This is a genomic window from Brevundimonas sp. GW460-12-10-14-LB2 (assembly GCF_001636925.1).
GTDB classification, from domain to species: domain Bacteria; phylum Pseudomonadota; class Alphaproteobacteria; order Caulobacterales; family Caulobacteraceae; genus Brevundimonas; species Brevundimonas vesicularis.
Genome location: NZ_CP015511.1, coordinates 769,842 through 790,068, shown reverse-complemented (window position 1 = coordinate 790,068; position 20,227 = coordinate 769,842). Strand labels below are relative to the sequence as shown.

The window sequence follows — 20,227 nt, the reverse complement described above, 5'->3', positions numbered from 1 at the left end:
AGCAAGGGTGTGCGACACATTCTCAATCCTTCAGTATGGCAAAGGTTGCGCCTGCGACCGAAACTGTCGTGAGCCGAGGCCATGTCCAGCGCGACCGTTCGATCTGCTAAGGAAGCCCATGGCTCGCGATTCCGCCCTCTACGTCTGTCAGTCCTGCGGCTCGGTCCACAGCAAGTGGTCGGGCCAATGCGGCTCCTGCGGTCAGTGGAACACCTTGAGCGAGGAAAGCCGCTCGGCTCCGCCGGGTGCGATCAAGCCGTCGGCGGCGGCTTCGGCCCGCACGCGGGGCATCCAGTTCGAAACGCTTCAGTCCGACACGCCAGAGCCGCCGCGCATCACGACGGGCGTGGCCGAGTTCGACCGGGTCTGCGGCGGCGGCGTGGTGCCCGGCTCGGCCATCCTGCTCAGCGGCGATCCCGGCGTCGGCAAGTCCACCCTGTTGCTGGAGGTCGCGGCCAAGGCGGCGCTGCGCGGATCGCGCGTGGCCTATATCTCGGGCGAAGAAGCCGTCGAGCAGATCCGCGCCCGCGCCAAACGGATGGGTCTGGCGGACGCGCCGGTCAATCTGGCGGCCGCGACGGCGCTGCGTGAAATTCTGGGCACACTGAAGCGCGAACAGTTCGACATCGTCATCGTCGATTCGATCCAGACCCTGTGGTCCGACGTGCACGAGAGCGGCCCCGGCTCGATCACCCAGGTCCGCGCCTGCGCCGGCGAAATGGTGCGACTGGCCAAGTCGCAGGGCGTCGCGGTGGTCCTTGTCGGCCACGTCACTAAGGACGGCCAGGTCGCCGGCCCTCGCGTGGTCGAACACCTTGTCGACGCCGTCATGACCTTCGAGGGCGAGCGCGGCTATCCGTTCCGCATCCTGCGCGCCGGCAAGAACCGCTTCGGCGCCACCGACGAGATCGGCGTATTCGAAATGGGCGACGCCGGTCTGCGCGAGGTCGCCAACCCTTCCGCCCTCTTTCTAGGCGAGGGCAAGGAGCGCGCGCCGGGCGCCGCCGTCTTCGCCGGGATCGAGGGCTCGCGTCCCGTCCTGGTCGAGATGCAGGCCCTGGTGTCCAAGTCCGCCTATGGCACCCCGCGCCGCGCCGTGATCGGATGGGAGACAGGACGTCTGGCCATGGTGTTGGCCGTGCTGGAGGCCCGCTGCGGCTTCGGATTTGGCGATCAGGACGTCTATCTGAATGTCGCCGGGGGCTTACGCATCAACGAACCGGCGGCGGACCTCGCGGCGGCGGCGGCGCTGATCAGCTCGGCGACCGGCGTGTCCCTGCCTCAGGGCTGCGTTGTCTTCGGCGAAATCGGCCTTTCGGGCGAGGTCCGCAGCGTCGGCCGCGCCGAGGCCCGGCTGCGCGAAGCGCAAAAACTGGGCTTTGATCAGGTTCTGAGCCCGACTTTGACCGCCAAGACCAAGGGGGTGAAGGTGACATCCGTCACGCGCCTGACGGATGTGGTCGAACGAATCTCGCAGAACCGCTATTAGACCCTCGTAGCAACCGCAGGATCCCCCACGCGTGACCGGATACGACGTCTTCGCCATCGTGGTGATCCTGTTTTCCGTCGCCGCCGGCTGGGTGCGCGGCGGGGTGCGCGAGGTCATTACGCTGCTCAGCGCGACCTTGGCGGCCCTGGTCGCCCTGATCGCCCTGCCCTGGACCGCCGGCGTCACGCGCGCCTTCGTCGATCCCGAGTGGGCCGGGTCGATCCTGGCCGCCGTCCTGACCTTCTTCGTCGTCTATTTCGGCCTGCGCCTGGTCGGCTCGATGATGTCCAAGAGCGCCAAGGACCATCCGCACCTCGGCGTCATCGACCGCATCTTCGGCCTGTTCATCGGCGGCATTCGTGCGCTGGTCCTGATCGGCGCGGTGCATCTGGTCATCGTCGCAGCCCTGCCAGGCGAGCGCACCCCGGTCTGGCTCGGAAAGGCGGCCCTCTATCCGGTCAGCGCCATGGGCGCGCGGATGATCCAGATCGTCCTGCCCAGCATCGGGCGCGGCGCCGATGCGATCACGCCTGTCGTGGATTCGTCCGTACGCCGGGGCTTTTCCGACGAGGAAGCCTTGCCCCCGACGCAATCACAGCCTAACTCGCGCCGCGAAGCCGCCCCTTAAGTTTCCCCGGTCATCGGAGCCCCACGATGCGCCACCATATCGCCGATCCCGTCGTTCACCGCGAGCACTGGCGCGAGCCGGAGGATGACCAGCTCCGTCTGGAATGCGGCGTCTGCGGTGTCTGGGGCGCGGACGAGGACGAGGGCTCTTCCGTCGTCGCCCTGGGCCTTCACGCCCTTCAGCATCGCGGCCAGGAAGCCTGCGGCATCGCCAGCGTCAAGGACGAGCGCTTCTACACCGAACGCCACCAGGGCCTGGTGGGCGAGGCCTTCGGCGGCGCCGACCTGATGACGCGGATGCCCGGCCGCGCGGCCGTGGGCCACACCCGCTATTCCACCGCCGGCGGCAGCTTCCTGCGCAACATCCAGCCGATGTTCGCCGATCTGGACCAGGGCGGCATCGCCATCGCCCACAACGGCAACCTGACCAACTTCAAATTCCTGCACGCCCAGTTGGTCAGCGAAGGCGCCATCTTCCAGTCGACCTCGGATTCCGAAGTCATCCTCCACCTGATCGCGCGCAGCCGCAAAGCCAAGATCGTCGATCGCTTCACCGACGCCCTGGCCCGGATCGAGGGCGGTTACGCTCTGGTGGCCCAGACCCGCACCAAGATGATCGGCGCCCGCGACCCGCTGGGCATTCGCCCGCTGGTGCTGGGCCAGTTGGGCGACGGCTGGGTTCTGGCGTCCGAGACCTGCGCCCTGGACATGATGGGCGCCACCTTCGTGCGCGATGTCGAACACGGCGAGATCGTCGTCATCGACGACAGCGGCCTGCGCTCGCTCAAGCCCTTCCCCGCCCGCGCGGCGCGTCCCTGCCTGTTCGAATATGTCTATTTCTCGCGCCCGGATTCGGTCGTGAACGGCCGCTCCGTCTATGAGGTCCGCAAGGAAATGGGTCGCGGCCTCGCCCGCGAACTGGGCGTCGAGGCCGACATCGTCGTGCCAGTGCCCGATTCCGGCGTTCCGGCCGCCCTCGGCTACGCCCAGGAAAGCGGCATCCCCTACGAAATGGGCATCATCCGTAGCCACTATCTGGGCCGCACCTTCATCCAGCCCAGCCAGGGCGCGCGTCAAAAGGGCGTGCGCATGAAGCACAGCCCCAACAAGTCGGCCCTGGCCGGCAAGCGCGTCGTGCTGATCGACGATTCCATCGTGCGCGGCACCACCTCGCTGAAACTGGTCCGCGCCGTTCGCGCCGCCGGGGCGACCGAGGTCCACCTGCGTTCGGCCAGCCCGCAGATCCTGTTCCCCGACTTCTACGGCATCGATATGCCCGAGCGCGCCCAACTGCTGGCCGCCAACAAGACGCTGGAAGAGATGCGAGACATGCTGGAGGTCGATTCGCTCGGCTTCCTGTCCATCGACGGCCTCTATCGCGCCATGGGCGAGACCGGCCGCAACCCCGCCGCCCCGCAGTTCACCGACCACTATTTTACCGGCGACTACCCCACTCGCCTCTTGGATCGCGAGATTGAAGAAGGCGGCCGCGAGTTCGGCGCCAAACAGCTGTCCTTGCTGGTCAGCGCCTAGGGCGAAACCTGAGCGCGCGGGCCTTGGCTTGAGGGTCGAGGCCGCGCTATCAGCGGCCATGTCCGAACTTCCCCTGAACGACCGTATCGCCCTCGTCGTCGGCGCCTCGCGCGGCATCGGTTATGAGAGCGCCCTGGCGCTGGCCAAAGCGGGCGCCCACGTCATTGCGACGGCGCGCACCCAGGGCGGTCTGGAAGAGCTGGACGACGCCATCTTCGCCGCCACCGGCCGCCATGCGACCCTGATTCCGTTTGATCTGGTGGACGGCGGGGCCATCGACCGGCTCGGCGGCGCCATCTTCGAACGGTTCAAGAAGCTGGACATCTGGGTCCACTGCGCCGCCACCATGGGCCCTTCGGGCCTGACGCCGGTGTCGCACGCCGACCCGCGCGAGTTCGCCAAAGTCGAAAAGACCAACTTCACCGCCGTCTATCGCCTGATCCGCTCGCTAGAGCCGCTGCTGCGCGCGTCGGACGCCGGCCGCGCCATCCATTTCACCACCAGCGTCGCCAGCGCGCCCAAGGCCTTCTGGGGCATGTACGCCGCGACCAAGGCCGGCGCCGAGGCCTTGGTGAAGGCCTGGGCCGACGAGATCGAGAGCACGCCCGTCCGCGTCAGCATCATCGATCCCGGCCGCATGCGCACCGCCATGCGCGCCCAGGCCTATCCAGGCGAAGACCCCTCCGTCCTGCCCCACCCGTCCGAGATCGGCCCTCTGGTCGTCGAACTGTCGAACGGCGCCGCTACGCCTCCGCTGACCATCAAGTTCCGCGATTGGACCGCCGGCCCCTCCGTCGATGCCTTGATCTGAGGATTTCGTCCCTACCGGCTGACATTCGTCCCAGGCTCGTGGCGGCAGAGGGCGGGCGCCGACAAGACCGGGGCCATGACCCTGTTTTCAGCCTTCCTGATCATCCACGTCTCGACCGGACTTTGCGCCGTGCTGGTCGGCGTCATGCCCATCGTCACCCGCAAGGGCGGCCAAGCCCATCGTTTCTGGGGGCGGCTGTTCGCCGGCCTGATGACCGTCCTGCTGGTCTGCGCCTGGGCGATGACAGCGTTGCGGTTCAACATCTATTTCCTGGTCCTGTCGGCGACCGCGACCCTGAGCCTGTTTTCGGGCGTCAGGGCGTTGAGACGCAAACGACCCGACCTGAACACCGCCGATCGGGCCCGTCCGCTGGATTGGGCCGCGACCCTGGGCGTAATCGGAATCGGCCTGTGGGTTCTCATCCTTCTGGCCAAAGGCCGATCCGACGGCCCCGCCACAGTCTCGGCCGCTTTGGCCGCCAGCGCCCTGACGATGGGAGCGTGGGACCTTTGGCGATTCAGCGCGCCCAGATCCTGGCCCTTTTCACCTGACCTCTGGACCTATGAGCATCTGACAAAGATGCTGGGCGCCTATTCTGCGGTCCTGAGCGCCTTTTCCGGCAACTTCCTGACCGCCCTGCCCGCCCCGTGGAGCCAACTCTGGCCGACCGTGCTGTTCCAATGCCTGATCGTGGTGTGGATCGCGACCTTGCTGATCCGCAAACGCCGTTGCACCCCGTGCATCGGCTGAGGCACCTGTCCATCACGGCGGTCGTCGGCCTGTTCACGGCCTATAGCTATGTTGCGACCGTGCTCGTAGTCGCCTGGTATCTCAGGCGGGGATCGGCGGACCTATCGGTTGGCGGCTCGCTCCTCTGGGCGGCCTTGTCCTACATGCCGTGGCTGGCCGTCGCGGGCCTGACATGGGCGGTGATCCGCCGAACTGGCGCAGGGTGGCGGGCGATAGGCTTGCTGGCCGCCGTCATGCTGGTGGCCGTCCCCCTGATCGCCGCAATGAACGCCCGCACCGACATAAGCTTCCTCAACCATGCCGGCGAGGGCGGCGAATGGTCGGCGCGGACCATCGACCGGCTGCCGGTCGTCCTGCTTCTCTACACCGCCGTCGTCGCTGTCGGTCTGGCCGCCGCCTATTGGCGCAGAGCCCGCGATGCTCGCGACCGAATCGCCGTCCTGACCACCGCCCTGACCGAGGCTCGCACGCTGGAGCCGGAGCAGACCCAACGCCTGCTGGTCTCCACGGGCCGGGCGCGCACCTCGGTTGCCGTCGGCGACATCGAGTGGCTCGCCTCGGCCGGCAACTATCTGGTGGTCAACTGGGACGGCAAGGAGGGCCTGATCCGCGACACGCTACAGGCGCTGGAAGCACGGCTGGATCCGCGCCTGTTCACCCGCAGCCACCGTTCCAGCCTGATCAACCTGGCCCGCGTCAGACAGGTTCAACCCCTGGCCGACGGCGCCTGGCGACTGACGATGAACAGCGGCGCCGAACTGGTGGTCAGCCGCACCTACCGCGACGCCGTGCTGAAAAAACTGGGTCGCAAGCTGACGTGAGCGTCATCGCTCGACCGTCTGCAAACCCTGGACGATATCCGCCAACTCAGCCGGCCAGATCGTCTCCTTGGAATTGCGGACGTCTTCGAGACTCCACCAGCGGTGTTCGGTCAGAACCCTCTGCTCCTCGTCCGTCCAGCCCTTGGGCGACAGAACAAAGTCGTCGGTGCGCAGAAGGAAGAACCTCTGATCCACGTCCGCCATTCGACCGTCAGGCAGGCGGAAGCTGACACGGACCTGAGCGACTTGCGGGCCAGGGTCTTCGACGACTAGCCCCGTCTCTTCGAACAGTTCGCGGCGCGCGGCGTCCTCGAAGGTTTCGCCGGCCTCGCACCCGCCGCCGGGCGTCGCCCAGAAGGCCGTGCCGGCGAGCGGTCCTTCGGAAAACACGAAGTGGAACAGCAGCACCCGCCCCTGCCCGTCCAGCATCAGCCAACGCGAGGTGGGCCGGGCCGGAAGCGCGCTCTCGGCCTCGCTCACGCCGTCACTTCTTGGCGCCGCCCTTTTGGCCCGTGCGAATCCGGCCCGAGCGCGACACCTGGCGGGCGCCGCCGCGCGCGCCCTTCTGGACCGCCACGGACGAACCGGCCTTCTTCGACGCGCTGGATTTCAGCCCGCCCAGAATCTTGGGCTGGGCCTTGCGGGTCTTCTTCTGCTCCAGCGCCTTGCCGGGCAGTTTGGACAGGGCCTCTTCCTTCTCGGCCTTCTTGACGCGGCGCGGCGCGGTCTTGGCGTCGCCCTTGTAGCGTTCGGGCCCGGACTTGGCGCCGCCCTCGGCATAGGGGTTCACGCCGCTGGACTTGACGTTCAGGCGGATCGGCGTGCCCGGCAGGTCAAAGCTCTCGCGGATCGAGTTGACCAGATAGCGCTTGTAATGCTCCGGCATCGACTCGGCGCGATTGGCCATCAGCACGAAGGTCGGCGGGCGGGCCTTGGTCTGGGCGATGTATTTGGGTTTGATCCGCTTGCCGTCCACGGCGGGGGGCGGGTGCCGCTGGGTCGCCATGGACAGCCAGGTGTTCAGGTCCTTGGTCTTCACCTTGACCGACCAGGTGTCATAGGCCTGAAGCACCGCCGGCATCAGCCGTTCGACGCCGCGCCCGCTGTGCGACGACAGGGCTACGAAGGGCGAACCCTTCAGTTGCGGCAGCTTGTCCTCGGCCATGCCCTTCAGCTTGGCCATGCGGGACTGGGGCTCGTCCTCCAGATCCCACTTCGACGCGACATAGACCAGGGCGCGGCCCTCGCGCTCGACCAGATCCGCCAGTTGCAGGTCTTGGGTGTCGAAGGCGTCGTCCTTGTCCATCATCAGGATGACGACTTCGGCGAAGGTTATGGCCCGGATGGTGTCGGCGACCGACAGCTTCTCCAGCTTTTCCTGCACCCGCGCCTTGCGACGCATCCCGGCCGTATCGACCAGGCGGATGTTCTTGCCCTCGAACTGCCAGTCGACCGAGATGGAATCGCGGGTGATGCCCGCTTCCGGCCCGGTCAGCAGTCGATCGTCGCCGATCAAACGATTGATCAGCGTCGATTTGCCGGCGTTGGGCCGGCCGATGACGGCGATGCGGATCGGCTTGTCCGGCTCGTCGATCTCCTCGACGAAGATGTCCTGCGAGGCCGCGACGATGGCGGCGTACAGATCGGCCATCCCCTCGCCGTGCTCGGCCGAGATGGCGACGGGTTCGCCAAAGCCCAAGGCGTGCGCCTCGCCGACGCCGCCGCCGCTCTCGCGGCTCTCGGACTTGTTGGCCAAGAGGATGACCGGCTTGTGCACCCGGCGCAGGCGCTCCGCGAAGATCCGGTCCAGCGACGTCACGCCCTCGCGGGCGTCCATCATGAACATGACCAGTTCGGCGTCGTCCAGCGCGGCCTCGGTCTGCTCGCGCATCCGGGCTTCCAGGCTGTCGTCTGTGACGTCCTCGTACCCCGCCGTGTCGATCAGCGTCAGGTCCATGTCGCCGATGTTGCCGTCGGCGTAGCGCCGGTCGCGGGTCACGCCGGGGCGATCGTCGACGAGCGCCAGGCGCTTGCCGACGAGGCGGTTGAACAGTGTCGATTTGCCCACATTGGGGCGGCCGACGATGGCGACCTTCAGAGCCATGTCGGCCTTCTAGCTTAGTTTGGGCTGAAAATCAGCGGATGCAGATCAGTTGGCCGTTGTCGGTCAGCACATAGAGCGCGCCGTTATAGGCGGCGGGCGCGATATAGGCTGGCGCGCCCAGCTTCAGCGTCGTCTGCGCCACGCCGGTCTTCGGATCGAAGGCGACGGCCTCTCCGAACGAGTTGACCATCACCAGGCGGTTGGAGGCCAGCAGCGGCCCCGACCATTGCGGGCGGATGGTGCGACGGCCGAAGGTCAGGAAACCGCCCTCGCGGCGCTCGCGCCCCTCGTTCAGTTCACGCGTCCAATAGATCTGGCCCGTGTCACGGTTGGCCGTGATCAGTTGACCCGACTTGGACACCACGAAGACGGCGTCGCCGACCGGCAGAGGCGCGTTCACCCCCGTCACCGGCAGTTGCCACTTGGGCTGGCCCGAACGCAGGTCCAGCGCCGACATCACGCCCGAATGGCTGACGCCATAGACCATGCCGCGGCTGATGACCGGACGGCCCGCCACGTCGCGAACCTCAGACAGGGCGCTGGTGCGGCTGGTGCGCGACAGGGTCTCTTCCCACACCGCCTGGCCGTTCAGGGCGCTCAGCGCGACCAGCTGGCCCGAGGCGAACGGGGCGACGACGGTCGTGCCGCTGACGGCGGGGCTGGAGGCGCGCATGACGCGCGCCGGCTCGGCGATGCCGCGATAGGTCCAGTCCTGCGCGCCGGTGTTGGCGTCAAAGGCGAACAGCTGGCTGTCCACGTCCACGACGAAGACCCTGTTGCCCGAGACGGTCGGGGCGCCGTGGATCGGGGCGTCCACCTGCTGGGTCCAGACCACCGCGCCGGTGTTGGCGTCCAGCGCCGTCATCGAACGATAGCCGGACGAGACGAAGACCTTGCCGCCGCCGACCGCGACGCCGCCGCCGAAGCCGCCGTTGCGGTCACGATCGGCGTTCTTGACGTTGGCCCTCCACAGGATCGCGCCGGTGTCGGCCGAAACCGCCGAAACGGTCGATTCGCCGTCCAGCACGAAGATCTTGCCGTCGGCGGCCACGATCGGGGCCATGACGTTGCCGACGTGAGCCGATCCTGAGCCGACGCCCCGCTTCCACGCGATCTGGAAGTTCGGCGCCGCAATGACGTGCTCGACCAGGTTCTCGGACGTGCCGCCCGGCTGCGTCCAGGCCGTCACGGCCTGCGGACCCGGCAGGAAGAAGTCGCGGCCGGACAGGGCGGCCGACGGCGACAGGCTCTGTTCGAACTCCAGCACCGAGATGCGCTGGCCGGCCGAGGCGGTCGCGCCGGCGTCTTCCTTGCCGCCGCCCAGACCGAACGGCAGGTTGCGGCGCACGGTGCCGCAGGACGCCATCGTTGCGGCGACGCCGCAGATCAGCGCGACTTTCAGAACTCGGTTCATCGGGGGCGTCCTGTAAGGGGTCGTCACTATTGGGCGGCCGGCGCGGCGGCGGGAGCAGCTTGGGCCGGTGCGGCCTGGGCCGGTGCAGCCTGGGCGGCCGAGGGCGTCATCGCGTTCGCAGCGCCGGCGGCCGGCGGCGTCGCCTTGGCGGCGGCGTCGATGATGGGCTTGATGGCGGCGGCGGTGCCGGCGTCGATGGATTCCACGGCGATCTGGGCGCGCTGACGGATCGAGTCCGGCACGTCCTGACGCAGTTGCAGCAGCACGAAGGCCTCACGCGCTTCCTTGGTCTTGCCGTGTTGCAGGCGCGCCAGGGCCAGGGCTTCCTGGGCGAAGGCGTGCAGCGGGCGCTTGTCTTCGGCCAGCGGCGTCAGACGCTTTTCGATCTCGGCCAGCGGCGCGGTGTCCATGACCAGGAAGGCCGCCTTCAGGGCGGGCGGGTCCGACAGGATCGGATCGCTGGACGCCTTGGCGGCCTCGTCGAACAGGCGAACCGCGTCCTGGAACTTGTTGGCGCTGACGGCCAGGCCGGCCTGCTGCTGCAGGGCCAGGACCTTATAGGCGCCATTGCCTTCCTTGATCGCTTCCTCGAAGGCGGCGCGGGCGTCCATCGGCTTGTCGGCGCGCAGGGCCTCCATGCCGCGATCATAGGCTTCGGCGGCCTTGGCGGCCTTGTTGGAGTTCAGGCTGTCCCAGCCCCACCAGCCCAGGGCGCCGATCAGGGCGACGACCAGCACCACGCCGAAAACGGGCAGCCAGGTCTTGGCCAGGCGCTTCAACTTGTCGGAGCGAAGCTCCTCCTCGACCTGCTCGAAGACATCAACCACTGAAACGTCGCCCCAAAATCGCGAAATGCAAACCGGCGCGGACCCTAGAAGGTCGGCTCCCCGCCCGCAACGTCGTCCGTTACTGCGAAGCCGGCTTTTTCGAGAAGTAGGTCTCGACTTCGGCAGGAAAACGGCGGGTTTTCACATCGCTGGCGAAAGCAGAGGCGGCGCGGTCGATCTCGGTGCGCAGATCGGCGTATTTGCGCACGAACTTCGGGGTCCAGTCGAACATGCCCAGCATGTCGTTGACCACCAGCACCTGGCCGTCGCAGGCGGCCGAGGCGCCGATGCCGATGGTGGGCGCGTCGATCGTCTCGGTGATCTCGCGCGCCAGCGATTCGGCGACGCCCTCAATGACGATGCAGAAGGCGCCGGCCTCGGCGACGGCCTTGGCCTCGGCCAGCACCCGATCACGCTCGCTCTCGGTCCGGCCCTTGGCCTTGAACCCGCCTTCGGCCAGGATCGCCTGGGGGCGCAAGCCGACATGGCCCATGACCGGAATGCCGCGCTTGACCAGGAAGGCGACGATCTCGGCCATTTCGATGCTCGTTTCCAGCTTCACCGCCTGGGCGCCCGTCTCCTTCATCACCCGCACGCAGTTGGCGTAGGCGACCTCCTTGCCGCCTTCGTAGGAGCCGAACGGCATATCCACGACCACCATGGCCCGCTTGGCGCCGCGCATGACGGCCTGCCCGTGCAGGATCATCATCTCCAGTGTGACACCCACGGTATTGGGCAGGCCGTGCACCGCCATCCCCAGGCTGTCGCCGACCAGCAGCACGTCGCAGTGCGGATCCAGCAGGGCCGCCATCGGCGCGTCATAGGCCGTCAGGCAGACGATCGGCTCGCCGCCCTTGCGCCCCGCGATATCGGGCACGGTGATGCGTTTGACGCTCTCTTGGGTATGGACGGACATCGCCGGGCCTCCTGACGTGAAGGGGTCAGATAGGCCCCTGCCCCGCCGGTGTCACCCTTGCAGCCGCGCTCACACGTCCTGCGACAGCTTCGCCACGCCCGCCGCCATCAGGGCGACCAGGGCCCCGGCGACGATCCAGAAGGCCATCATGCCCGAGCCGTTCATCACATCCAGAGACCCGACGCCCAGACCTTGCAGGCCCAATCCATCCAGACCCGATTGCGCTGCGCCCTGCGCCGTAGCGGCTGCGGCCCTGAGGCCTTGCGCCAAGGTCGTATCGCCGTCGGCGGTGAAGTTGATGTTCACCCCCTCACGCACCGCCAGCACGCCGCCGATCAGTCCTGCCGCCGTCAGGGTCAGGGCGCGCCAGCGCGACCGCGTCTCCATGCGTGCCTGGACCGTCGCCAGAAACAGGGCCTCGTCCGGCAGGCTCGGCGCCTGGGCGAACAGCCTTTCGATCATTGGATCGAATTCGTCAGCCGACATGGACCGACCTCCCGCCTGAGCCGTGCGCCGGCTGAAGCCGCGCACGGAGTTTATCCAGACCACGTTTGACATGCGATTTCACCGTGCCAAGCGGCAAATTCATGGCTGCCGCGATTTCCGGATGCGACATCCCCGCGCCGTGGCACAGGGAGACGCAGACACGCTCTGTTTCGCTGAGCGTCTTCAACGCCTCGTCCAGGTCCATCAGACCGCCGCGATCGACGACCACATCCGCCTGGTCGGCCTCGATCTCGGCGACGTAGCGCGCCTCCTTGGCCACCCGCTTCAGATAGAGCCGCGCGGCGATCTTCTTGATCCAGCCCGCAAACGTCCCCTGCCCGCGAAACTCCGCGCACCGCTGGAACCCTTGCAGAAAGGCGTCCTGCGCCACGTCGTCGGACAGGGACGGCGTCGCCCCCATCCGGCGCAGCAGCCCCCGCACCGCCGACCCGTGCCGACGCACCAGCTCGCCATACTCCCGCCGACCGCCGGCCGCCGCCTGGGCGGCCAGCTCCACATCGTGGAAGTCTCTCAATGATTTGACCATGACGTTTCCCCCTTCCGGCGGACGTCAGTCTTTGTTCGGGTTGAAGAAGCCCAGGATGATGAAGGCGACGCCGATGGCTGCGGGAATACAGGCGATGCCCAGCAACGCGCCCTGGCCATTGCCGCCCCAGACGTGCGTAGTGCCCTGAACGACGATGCCGAACCCGGCGATGCCGATGCCGCTCGCCAGGCTGAGCACGCCCTTGCGAATGTCCTTGCTGCGCGACGGCAGCCCCTTCTGCACATCCTTGGTCATCACATCGAGCAGTTCGGGCGGCAGCTCCTGACCCTTGTCGACGGCGAGACGCACGGTCTCCTGCATGTCGCGCTTTTCGCGGTACTTCAGGAAGGTGGGGCCGAAGACGATGGCCGTAATCGTGCCGAAGACGGCGAAGATGGCGAAGATCGGAATGAAGTCTTCCATGTCGAGTATCCCTTGAACCGTTGCAGCAGCCTGATGCGGCGGCCTTCTGATCACAAGAGGCTGGCCGACGCCTCAACGGATGCGCGGCGTTAGGTGAAATCTTCGTAAGGTCGCCGTTTCGGCCGCCGTCGGTTCGGTCTAGGGTCCGGTTTCATCAATCTCAGGAGCGCGTCCCATGGCCCATGTCACCTATCGCATCGTCGAACATGACGGCGGCTGGGCCTACAAGTCCGGCGACACCTATTCCGAAACCTTCACCAGCCACGACGACGCCAAGGCCGCCGCCGTGCGCGTCGCGCGCGAGCAGCGTTTGCCGGACCAGACCGCCGCCATCGAATACGAGACCGCCGCCGGCGAATGGGTCACCGAAAGCGCCGACGGCCACGACCGCCCCTCGACGGACGTCGAGGGCTGAGGCCGAGATGATCCACCGTCGCACCCTGCTGGCCGCCGCAGCTCTCGCGCCGCTGGCAGGCTGCGCCACGGCCCCAAACGCTAAGACGCCCACCGAACTGAAGATCATCACCTTCAACATCTGGCACAACATGGGCGACTGGGCCGCCCGCCGTCCGCTGCTGGTCGCTGCTCTGAAGGCCCAGGACGCCGACGTCATCGCCCTTCAGGAGGTGCTGGAGGACGCCAATGTCGGGCTGGAGAACCAGGCCCGGATGCTGGCGCGCGAGCTGGGCGGCTATCATGTCGCCTTCGTCTCGACCGACGCCGAGGGCGCCCCGCGTCGCTATGGCAACGCCCTGCTGACCCGCCTGCCGGTTCTGGCCGAGGCCTCGACCAGGCTTGAGCCGCTCGACGATTTCCGCACCGCGCTTCGCCTTTGCGTCGCCGTCCAGGGTCGCCCGGTCGATGTCGTCGTCACCCATCTGGCGTGGCAACAGGACGCCGGCCCGGTCCGCGCCCGCCAGATCGCATCCCTGCTAGGCTGGCTGCCGCAGGACGGCACTCCCTTGATCGTCATGGGCGACTTCAATGCGACGCAGGAGGATTCCGGCCTTGCGACCCTGACGGGCCCCCGCTTCTTCAGCGCCCTGCCCCGCGGCGCGGTCACGACCACCCTGAACCCGGCCAAGGGTCACCCCGAGCGCGTCATCGACCACATCTTCGTCGAACAGGCCGCCTTCACGCCCGGCGAGGCCCGCCGCTTCGGCGATACGCCGACCAACGGCGAATACCCGTCCGACCACTTCGGCGTCGCCGCGACCGTCCGGCTCAGGTAAGCGCGGCCGCGTAGGCCTCGGGCTTGAACCCCACCAGCCGCCGATCCCCCAGATCCAGCACCGGCCGTTTGATCATCGATGGCTGAGCGGTCATCAGCGCGATTGCCTTCGCCTTGTCGATGTCCGCCTTGTCGGCTTCGGGCAGTTTCCTGAATGTCGTCCCGGCCCGGTTCAGCACCGTCTCCCAACCGTGCTCGTCGATCCACTGGCCCAGCCGCCCCGCATCCACCCCGGCCTTCTTGTAGTCGTGGAAGACATAGTCGACCCCCTGCTGCTCCAGCCAGACCCGGGCCTTCTTCACCGTGTCGCAGTTGGGAATGCCATAGAGGGTGTAGGTCATGGGTTTCTCGGAGGTCGGGGATCAAGCGAATGCAGCCGCTTTCGCCCCCTCGCAGGGCATCGTCAACTGTCGGTCAGACGCGACGCCGGCGCTGTGAACGTCGCCGAGAACCCCTCTACGCCATAACGAAGATCCGCGCCGCCGCACCCCAGCAGGCCTCTCGCGAGCAGTTTGACGCCAAAGCCGGTCTTGAGCGGCGGATGGGCCGGCGCGCCCCCGCCTTCGATCCACGTCAGAACGAGTTCACCCTCATCCAGCCGCCAATCGACCGAAACGCGGCCGCCGGGCTTCGCGAGGGCGCCATGCTTGAACGCGTTCGTCGTCAGTTCGTGGATGATCAAGGCGACCGTCTGCGCCACACGCGGCGACAGATGCACCGAGGGCCCCGAGATGGAAACCGGCCTGCGCACCAGATTACCCACCGCGTCGCGAACGATTTCGCCGAGGTCGCCGCCATTCCACGCCTTTTCATCCAACGTCTGCTGGGTCTTGGCGATGGCGTTCAGTCGCTCGTCAAAACGCTCCAGCACATCGCGATCGACGCCCGACAAGGTGCTGCGGGCGACCGCTTGAACCAGCGCGAGCGTGTTCTTCACCCGGTGGCCGCATTCGTCGACCAGCATCTGCCGGTGTTGCTCGCCCCGCACCCGCTCGGTCGTTTCGATGGCGATATTGAGAATGCCGACGATCGCGTCGCCGTCCCGCACGGGGCTGTAGGACAGCACCCAGCAGGTGTCTTCCGAATAGCCGTTTCGAACCATCGTCAGCGGCAGGTCTTCCAGAAAGACGGTTTCGCCTGCCAGCGCGCGCTCCGTCAGAGGGCGCAAATCGTCCCACACCTCATGCCAGACTTGGTCCAGAGGACGGCCCAGGGCGCTCGGGTGCTTTTGTCCGAGCAGCGGAATATAGGCGCCGTTGTAGAGCAAGGTGCGCTCCGGGCCCCACATGACGCTGGCCGCGAAACCCATTCCCATCATCATTTCATAGGTAATGCTCAGCGCGGGCGACCAATCGCGCTTTGGCCCCAGGGGCGTCGTCGCCCAGTCGAACGCATCAATAAGGGCTGGCATCGGCGCGGCCCCTGTTGAAGACGGCATTCGACGAGCAACCGACGAATGCAGCCCCAGCATCAATCTGTGATGCGAACCTCATCATCGTCGTTCAGAACAATCGAATGGTTTCGCTTGGCCGATCGACGATTACGCCCGCGACATAGAGTTTGCGCACCAACTGTTGCGTGCCGAGGATCGTCCGGCTTTGGAAATCGAGCCAGTTCGCGACCAGGGTCTGATCCGGCAGATTGATGTCTCTCTTGCCCGCGACCCGGATGACCAAGCCTGCCTTTTCAAGCTGACCCAGGTGCCGGCGAACCGTTTCATCGTCCATTCTGGCGGCCTTGGCGACCTCGATCACGCTCACCGGCCCGAACGGCGGGTTCAAGGGGCCAAGACGGCCGGCGTCCGGCTCCTGAACAACCCTCAAGGCGCTTCCAGTGAGATGCGACAGCCAAAGCAGGACGTAGTGCGTCGTCAGACTGATTTCGGGCTTCAGCGACCGGGCGTGCTGGATGCCTTTCAGGACGTGCGCCGTCATCAGCCGCGTCGCCAAGCCTGCGACTGGCCAGGCTGGCGTGACGACCCGGTCGCCGTCGCGGGCGCCGCATGCGTTCAGCATCGCCAGCCCATCGACGAACTCCACCGTGGCCAGAAGGAAGGCTTCCATCGCGGACTTGAACGGTTTCGACTGCGACACCTCGGCGCGCAAGACGAAGCCGCCGTCGGTCCGCACCAGCACGCCCCGCTCCACCAATCCCGCCAGTTTGGTACGTGCGCTCTCGCGCGGCACGCCCAGGGACATGGCGATGCTGATTGCATTTACAGGCCGCCGCAGGGCGTTCGGCAAAATGCCGGCTCCAATGGAAGAGTCGCGTGCCGCACCTTCGTCGTCGGCGCCTCTGACGTTTGCATCCACGACGCCCGCCGTCAGCAGGGCGGATATCAGATCCTCGTCGATCCAGGTGCGGGATGCGGCGATGAAATCGAGGGTCAGCTTCGTATTCAGCCAAGCGACCTGAGCGGCCTGTAAACGCAGAGACATTGGCGGACCGTTTGAGGCTTCGACGAACACTGTCGCCCTCGCTCGCGCCCCTGTCGACAAGGCAACTACCGAAAATGAGGTTTCGAGACAGATGAGGGCCGACGACCGATCCACGCACAAAGGCGCAGCCTTGCCGTCATTGTTCGCCGACAAATCCCTTTTAATGTCGGGCGCTTAGAGACGGCCTTCGTCAATCGACCTGACGCACCCCCGAACGGGACTATGATGTCGACGGGTCTTTGAAAACAGCAGCGCTCAGGAATTGCACCACCTTGCACTTTGCACGCCTTTTTCCGGCGCCGTGCAATTTCGCTCGGTCGCTGATTTCAGACGAATTAGACGAATTAGACGGTGTTTTTGTCAGGCGACCGTCTAGGCCGCGAACCCGGCGAAGACGCCGATGACCATCACGATAAAAGTCGCAACGACGCTGGACAAACCGATGGCTGTCATCACGATCAAGCCCTTGGCCAGGCCGGGAACCACGCCCCGATACCACCGTCCCCGCCCCATCCGCATGAAGGCCACGATGCCCAGCACCAGCGTCAAAAGGCTGCACGCCGCAGCCAGCGGGCCGGGGCTAAACATGAACCAGGCCAGCGGCAGCATCGGCACGGTCCAGGCGTTCAGATAGGCGAAGGCCGCGCGGAATCCGCATCTCAGGCCCAGGTCCTCGGCGTCCCACAGGCGAAACAGCGGCATGGCCGCCAGGGCGTAGAGGGGCGCCATGATCGGCACGGTCACCAGCGACATCCAGCCGTCGGCGTCCGACATGAAGGCGTCGCGCGACTTGCCCGCTTCCTGAAGCAGGGGGTTCAGCGCTTCGGCCGGCATGCCTTCCAGGTAGAAGCTCAAGCCGCCGCGCAGAAAGACGATCAGCATCAGGATCGCGTTCAGCGCCAGATACAGCTTCAACGGCTTGGCGTAACGCCCGCCCCCGGTCGGCCCCTCGATCATCCAGGCCTGCAGCACCAACCGGGGCCGCACCAGCAGGTCGCGCGCGGTCCGCACCTCCGCGCCGCCAAAGCCCAGCGCGTCCTCGGAAAGGTCCTTGAACGCCTGCTTGCGGGTCGTCTCGCCGTCGGTCATCGGATTCTCCCCCAAGGGGATGCATACACCGCCCGGTTGACCGCGCAACCGCCGATCAGAACCGCTTGGTCAGAACCGCTTGCTCAGGCCGATGCTGACCACCCGTCCGCGCGGATCGGCCGCGACCGGGTCATAGCCCAGGGCGAACTGCGCCAGCGGCGGGGCCTTATCGGCCACATTGACCACCCCGACCGACAGATCCAGGTCAGCGCCGATCGTGCGGCTGTAGAGCAGGTCGACCGTCGTCTGGCTGGCGATGCTGGCGTCGGTGATGCCGCTGCGGTCGTTGGCGTATCCGTCGGTATAGTGGACCAGGGCCGTCAACGCGTTCGGCCCGCCGCTCCAACCCAGGCCGAATTCCCCGCGATTGCGTGGCAGGGACCGGCCGATGTTGTTCAGGTTGGTCGAACCGACGCCCGATACCTTCGCGGCCGACGCGTCCAGCCGGATGTCATAGGCGTCCACATAGGTCCAGTTCGCCGAGGCCGTCGCCTCCCCGCCCCACAGGCCGCGCCGATAGCGGGCCGACAGGTCGATCCCTTGGGTCTCAATGGACGAAGCGTTTACGAAATACAGCTGCACGAAAGTCAGGGCGCCGCTGGGCGAACGGGTGATGCGGCTCTGCGCCTCCGTACCGGTCCGCCCCGCCGCCGTATCGGCCGCCGCCTGGTTGATGAGGGCCTGGGCCGATTCCTTGACCACCTGATCGGCATAGTCGAACCGCCAGGCGTCCACGCCCAGTTCCAGCCCCTCGATCGGCGTCCAGAGTGCGCCCAGGTTCAGGCTCTCGGACTTCTCGGGCTTCAGGTCGGCTCGGCCCGAGGTCAGGGTGTTGACGAAGACGAACGCCCCCCGGTCGAACACCGACGGCTGCGACGCCTGCGCTCCCGACTGGGCATAGACCGACGGCGCCCGGAACCCCTGCCCCCACGACGCGCGCAGGGCCAGGGCGTCGGTGACGTCCCACCGGATCGCGACCTTGGGGCTGAACCGGCCCTCGTTGCCGTCGTAGGACTCGTAGCGCCCGGCCAGTTGCGCCTCGATCCGGTCGCCCAGATGGAGGCGGGCTTCGGCAAAGGCGGCCAAGGCCTCCTGATCGCCCTCGAAGTCCGGCGACACGCCCGCCGTCAGCAGGTCGCCCCGGTTCACCAGATCGCTCCAGTCGTGACGGAAGCCGCTGCGGCGATACTGGGCGCCCACGGCGACATCGACCGACCCGCCGGCCCAGGCCAGGGCCTCGCCGCTGGTCGAGGCGTCCGCCGTCGTCAGGGTCGCCGCGCCCCGCAGGCCGGTCGAGCCGATCAAACTGTCGATCAGGGCGGCGCTGTTCGCCGTCCCGGTCCCCAGATAGGCGCTGCCGAACGGGTTGAAATACTGGCAGGACCCGACGCCGGGCCTCCCCGTCGCGGGATTGCAGCCCGCCCCGCCCAGGCCATTCAGCGCAATCTGCAAGGCGCTGCCGATGGTGTCGGGTTTGTCGTAGGCGACATGCTGACGGCTGCTGGTCGCCGATAGGTTCCAGGTCCAGCCATTGCCGAAGCGGCCATCCAGCCCGGCCGCCACACGCCATGTGCGATAGTCGAACTCGGCCTGCGACGCGCCGGCCTCCGCCCCCAGCAGCCGCCCTCGGAACAGCACCGCCTCGCCGAACGGATTGTCGGGATGGCTCGCCGGCACCGTCAGGGACCGCGCCAGGATCGGCAGCGACGGCGACTGGCGCGCGATGGTGTTTGTCGCCGACCAAGCCCCTTGCAGCGACAGGGTCATGTCGCCCACAGGCCGCCGGTAGTCCGCGAACAGCTGCGTGCGCGTCTCCTCAGGAACCAGGTCGAAGAAGTCCGAATAGTCGAGCCGGCAGAAGGCGTCCGTGGGCGAGTTTCGATAGGCGCTGCGGAACGCCGGATTGCCGCACGCCGGATCGGGCGAAAACCCATTGCGGCTGGGTCGGAAATAGGAACCCGGCTGGCCATAGCTGGTGACGGCCGTCCAGGCGGCGCGGCCATAGCGTTCGGCCTGGGTGAAGTCCCGCTCGTCCGAGCCCAAGGCCGAACGGTGGAAATGCGAGGCCGCCAGCGTCAGCTCGCCGCCCAGCAGGCGAACCTCGCCAATGGCCTCGATCACGCTCTCCTCCGAGCCGTCGGCGACGGCGTATTTGGCGCTGACCTCTGGGCGCTCCACGCCCCGCCGGGTGATGAAGTTGACCACGCCCGCCACCGCGTCCGAGCCATAGACCGCCGAGGCGCCGTCCTTGACCACTTCGACCCGCTGAAGCGCGATCATCGGAACCAGCGAGTTGATATCGACGAAGCCCGAGCCGTCCGTCGCCACCACGGCGCTGTTGGTCCAGCGCTGTCCGTCCACCAGGACCAAGGTCGAGCCGAGGCCGAGATTGCGCAGGTTGAACTGGGCCGTGCCCGAACTCTGCGGCTGGTTCAGCTGATCGACTTGGGCCTCCGAGCCTGAGTTGGCCGTGACCAGCCGGACCAGCTGAGAGGCATCTGCGATGCCGGCGGCGGCGATTGTTTCGCGGGCCACAGTCTCTACCGGGGCGATCCGCTCGCCGCCCGCGATCCGGGAGCCGGTGACCACCACATCGTCCACGCGCGACGCCTCCTGGGCTTGGGCGGCCGCAGCCGTCGCCAGCCAGGCCAACGAAGCCGTCGCCATCAGGATTTTGCGCTGCGTCATGTCATGGTCCCCGCGATCTGTGGCGGGCTTCTA

21 protein-coding genes are annotated in these 20,227 nt (G+C 67.0%); 8 read left to right on the top strand and 13 right to left on the bottom strand.

All coding sequences use genetic code 11. From position 1 onward, the window contains the following. Nucleotides 1-118 precede the first annotated feature (118 nt). From radA to A4249_RS03720, 6 genes are all read left to right on the top strand, one after another. Nucleotides 119-1,489, top strand: a complete 1,371-nt coding sequence (gene radA, locus A4249_RS03745; RefSeq protein ID WP_055754949.1) for a DNA repair protein RadA — start codon at nt 119-121, stop codon at nt 1,487-1,489. A gap of 31 nt (nt 1,490-1,520) precedes the next feature. Then, nucleotides 1,521-2,117, top strand: coding sequence for a CvpA family protein (locus A4249_RS03740; RefSeq protein ID WP_066551163.1), 597 nt, complete (start codon nt 1,521-1,523; stop codon nt 2,115-2,117). A 26-nt stretch (nt 2,118-2,143) separates the two neighbouring features. Next, the gene (gene purF, locus A4249_RS03735; protein WP_066551161.1) at nt 2,144-3,649 is read left to right on the top strand and encodes an amidophosphoribosyltransferase; all 1,506 of its coding nucleotides are present in this window, start codon (nt 2,144-2,146) and stop codon (nt 3,647-3,649) included. A 58-nt stretch (nt 3,650-3,707) separates the two neighbouring features. After that, complete coding sequence (locus A4249_RS03730; protein WP_066551159.1) at nt 3,708-4,460, top strand: SDR family NAD(P)-dependent oxidoreductase; 753 nt, start codon at nt 3,708-3,710, stop codon at nt 4,458-4,460. A gap of 75 nt (nt 4,461-4,535) precedes the next feature. Beyond that, entirely contained in the window at nt 4,536-5,210 is a 675-nt protein-coding gene (locus A4249_RS03725) for a hypothetical protein (protein WP_066551157.1), read from the top strand. Next, nucleotides 5,198-6,031, top strand: coding sequence for a LytR/AlgR family response regulator transcription factor (locus A4249_RS03720; RefSeq protein ID WP_231868764.1), 834 nt, complete (start codon nt 5,198-5,200; stop codon nt 6,029-6,031). Before A4249_RS03725 ends, A4249_RS03720 begins: the two co-directional genes overlap by 13 nt. Nucleotides 6,032-6,034: 3 nt before the next feature. On the opposite strand, the gene A4249_RS03715 is transcribed toward A4249_RS03720, so the two are convergent. From A4249_RS03715 to A4249_RS03680, 8 genes are all read right to left on the bottom strand, one after another. Next, nucleotides 6,035-6,511: an NUDIX hydrolase gene (locus A4249_RS03715; protein ID WP_082854045.1), complete on the bottom strand. Its 477-nt coding sequence runs from the start codon at nt 6,509-6,511 to the stop codon at nt 6,035-6,037. Between the two features lie 4 nt (nt 6,512-6,515). Next, entirely contained in the window at nt 6,516-8,135 is a 1,620-nt protein-coding gene (der, locus tag A4249_RS03710) for a ribosome biogenesis GTPase Der (RefSeq protein ID WP_045810560.1), read from the bottom strand. Between the two features lie 31 nt (nt 8,136-8,166). Next, nucleotides 8,167-9,549, bottom strand: a complete 1,383-nt coding sequence (locus A4249_RS03705; protein ID WP_055808392.1) for a PQQ-binding-like beta-propeller repeat protein — start codon at nt 9,547-9,549, stop codon at nt 8,167-8,169. Nucleotides 9,550-9,575: 26 nt separating this feature from the next. Then, the gene (locus A4249_RS03700) at nt 9,576-10,376 is read right to left on the bottom strand and encodes a tetratricopeptide repeat protein (RefSeq protein WP_066551155.1); all 801 of its coding nucleotides are present in this window, start codon (nt 10,374-10,376) and stop codon (nt 9,576-9,578) included. Nucleotides 10,377-10,455: 79 nt separating this feature from the next. After that, on the bottom strand, nt 10,456-11,292 hold the full coding sequence (panB, locus tag A4249_RS03695) for a 3-methyl-2-oxobutanoate hydroxymethyltransferase (RefSeq protein ID WP_066551154.1): 837 nt from the start codon (nt 11,290-11,292) through the stop codon (nt 10,456-10,458). 69 nt (nt 11,293-11,361) lie between these two features. Continuing rightward, on the bottom strand, nt 11,362-11,778 hold the full coding sequence (locus tag A4249_RS03690; RefSeq protein ID WP_017506107.1) for a hypothetical protein: 417 nt from the start codon (nt 11,776-11,778) through the stop codon (nt 11,362-11,364). Beyond that, on the bottom strand, nt 11,768-12,325 hold the full coding sequence (locus A4249_RS03685) for an RNA polymerase sigma factor (protein ID WP_055808384.1): 558 nt from the start codon (nt 12,323-12,325) through the stop codon (nt 11,768-11,770). Before A4249_RS03685 ends, A4249_RS03690 begins: the two co-directional genes overlap by 11 nt. Nucleotides 12,326-12,349: 24 nt before the next feature. Then, nucleotides 12,350-12,748: a DUF6249 domain-containing protein gene (locus A4249_RS03680; protein ID WP_055808381.1), complete on the bottom strand. Its 399-nt coding sequence runs from the start codon at nt 12,746-12,748 to the stop codon at nt 12,350-12,352. Between the two features lie 175 nt (nt 12,749-12,923). On the opposite strand from A4249_RS03680, the gene A4249_RS03675 reads away from it, so the two are divergent. Together A4249_RS03675 and A4249_RS03670 are read left to right on the top strand one after the other, a co-directional pair. After that, the gene (locus tag A4249_RS03675) at nt 12,924-13,163 is read left to right on the top strand and encodes a DUF2188 domain-containing protein (RefSeq protein WP_066551153.1); all 240 of its coding nucleotides are present in this window, start codon (nt 12,924-12,926) and stop codon (nt 13,161-13,163) included. 7 nt (nt 13,164-13,170) lie between these two features. After that, a complete protein-coding gene (locus A4249_RS03670; protein WP_066551151.1) occupies nt 13,171-13,980 on the top strand; it encodes an endonuclease/exonuclease/phosphatase family protein in 810 nt (269 codons plus the stop codon). Here A4249_RS03670 and A4249_RS03665 read toward each other — a convergent pair. The 5 genes from A4249_RS03665 to A4249_RS03645 form a co-directional block, all read right to left on the bottom strand. Next, complete coding sequence (locus A4249_RS03665) at nt 13,973-14,320, bottom strand: ArsC family reductase (RefSeq protein ID WP_066551149.1); 348 nt, start codon at nt 14,318-14,320, stop codon at nt 13,973-13,975. The two genes, A4249_RS03670 and A4249_RS03665, sit on opposite strands and share 8 nt — an antisense overlap. A gap of 62 nt (nt 14,321-14,382) precedes the next feature. Beyond that, nucleotides 14,383-15,390 carry a sensor histidine kinase gene (locus A4249_RS03660; protein WP_066551147.1) on the bottom strand — a complete coding sequence of 336 codons (1,008 nt, stop codon included), beginning with the start codon at nt 15,388-15,390 and terminating at the stop codon, nt 14,383-14,385. Between the two features lie 91 nt (nt 15,391-15,481). Continuing rightward, nucleotides 15,482-16,417 (bottom strand): winged helix-turn-helix domain-containing protein, encoded by a 936-nt coding sequence (locus tag A4249_RS03655; RefSeq protein WP_066551145.1) that lies wholly within the window; start codon nt 16,415-16,417, stop codon nt 15,482-15,484. 372 nt (nt 16,418-16,789) lie between these two features. Then, entirely contained in the window at nt 16,790-17,506 is a 717-nt protein-coding gene (locus A4249_RS03650; RefSeq protein WP_066551143.1) for a hypothetical protein, read from the bottom strand. 69 nt (nt 17,507-17,575) lie between these two features. Next, nucleotides 17,576-20,194: a TonB-dependent receptor gene (locus A4249_RS03645; protein ID WP_066551141.1), complete on the bottom strand. Its 2,619-nt coding sequence runs from the start codon at nt 20,192-20,194 to the stop codon at nt 17,576-17,578. Nucleotides 20,195-20,227 lie beyond the last annotated feature (33 nt).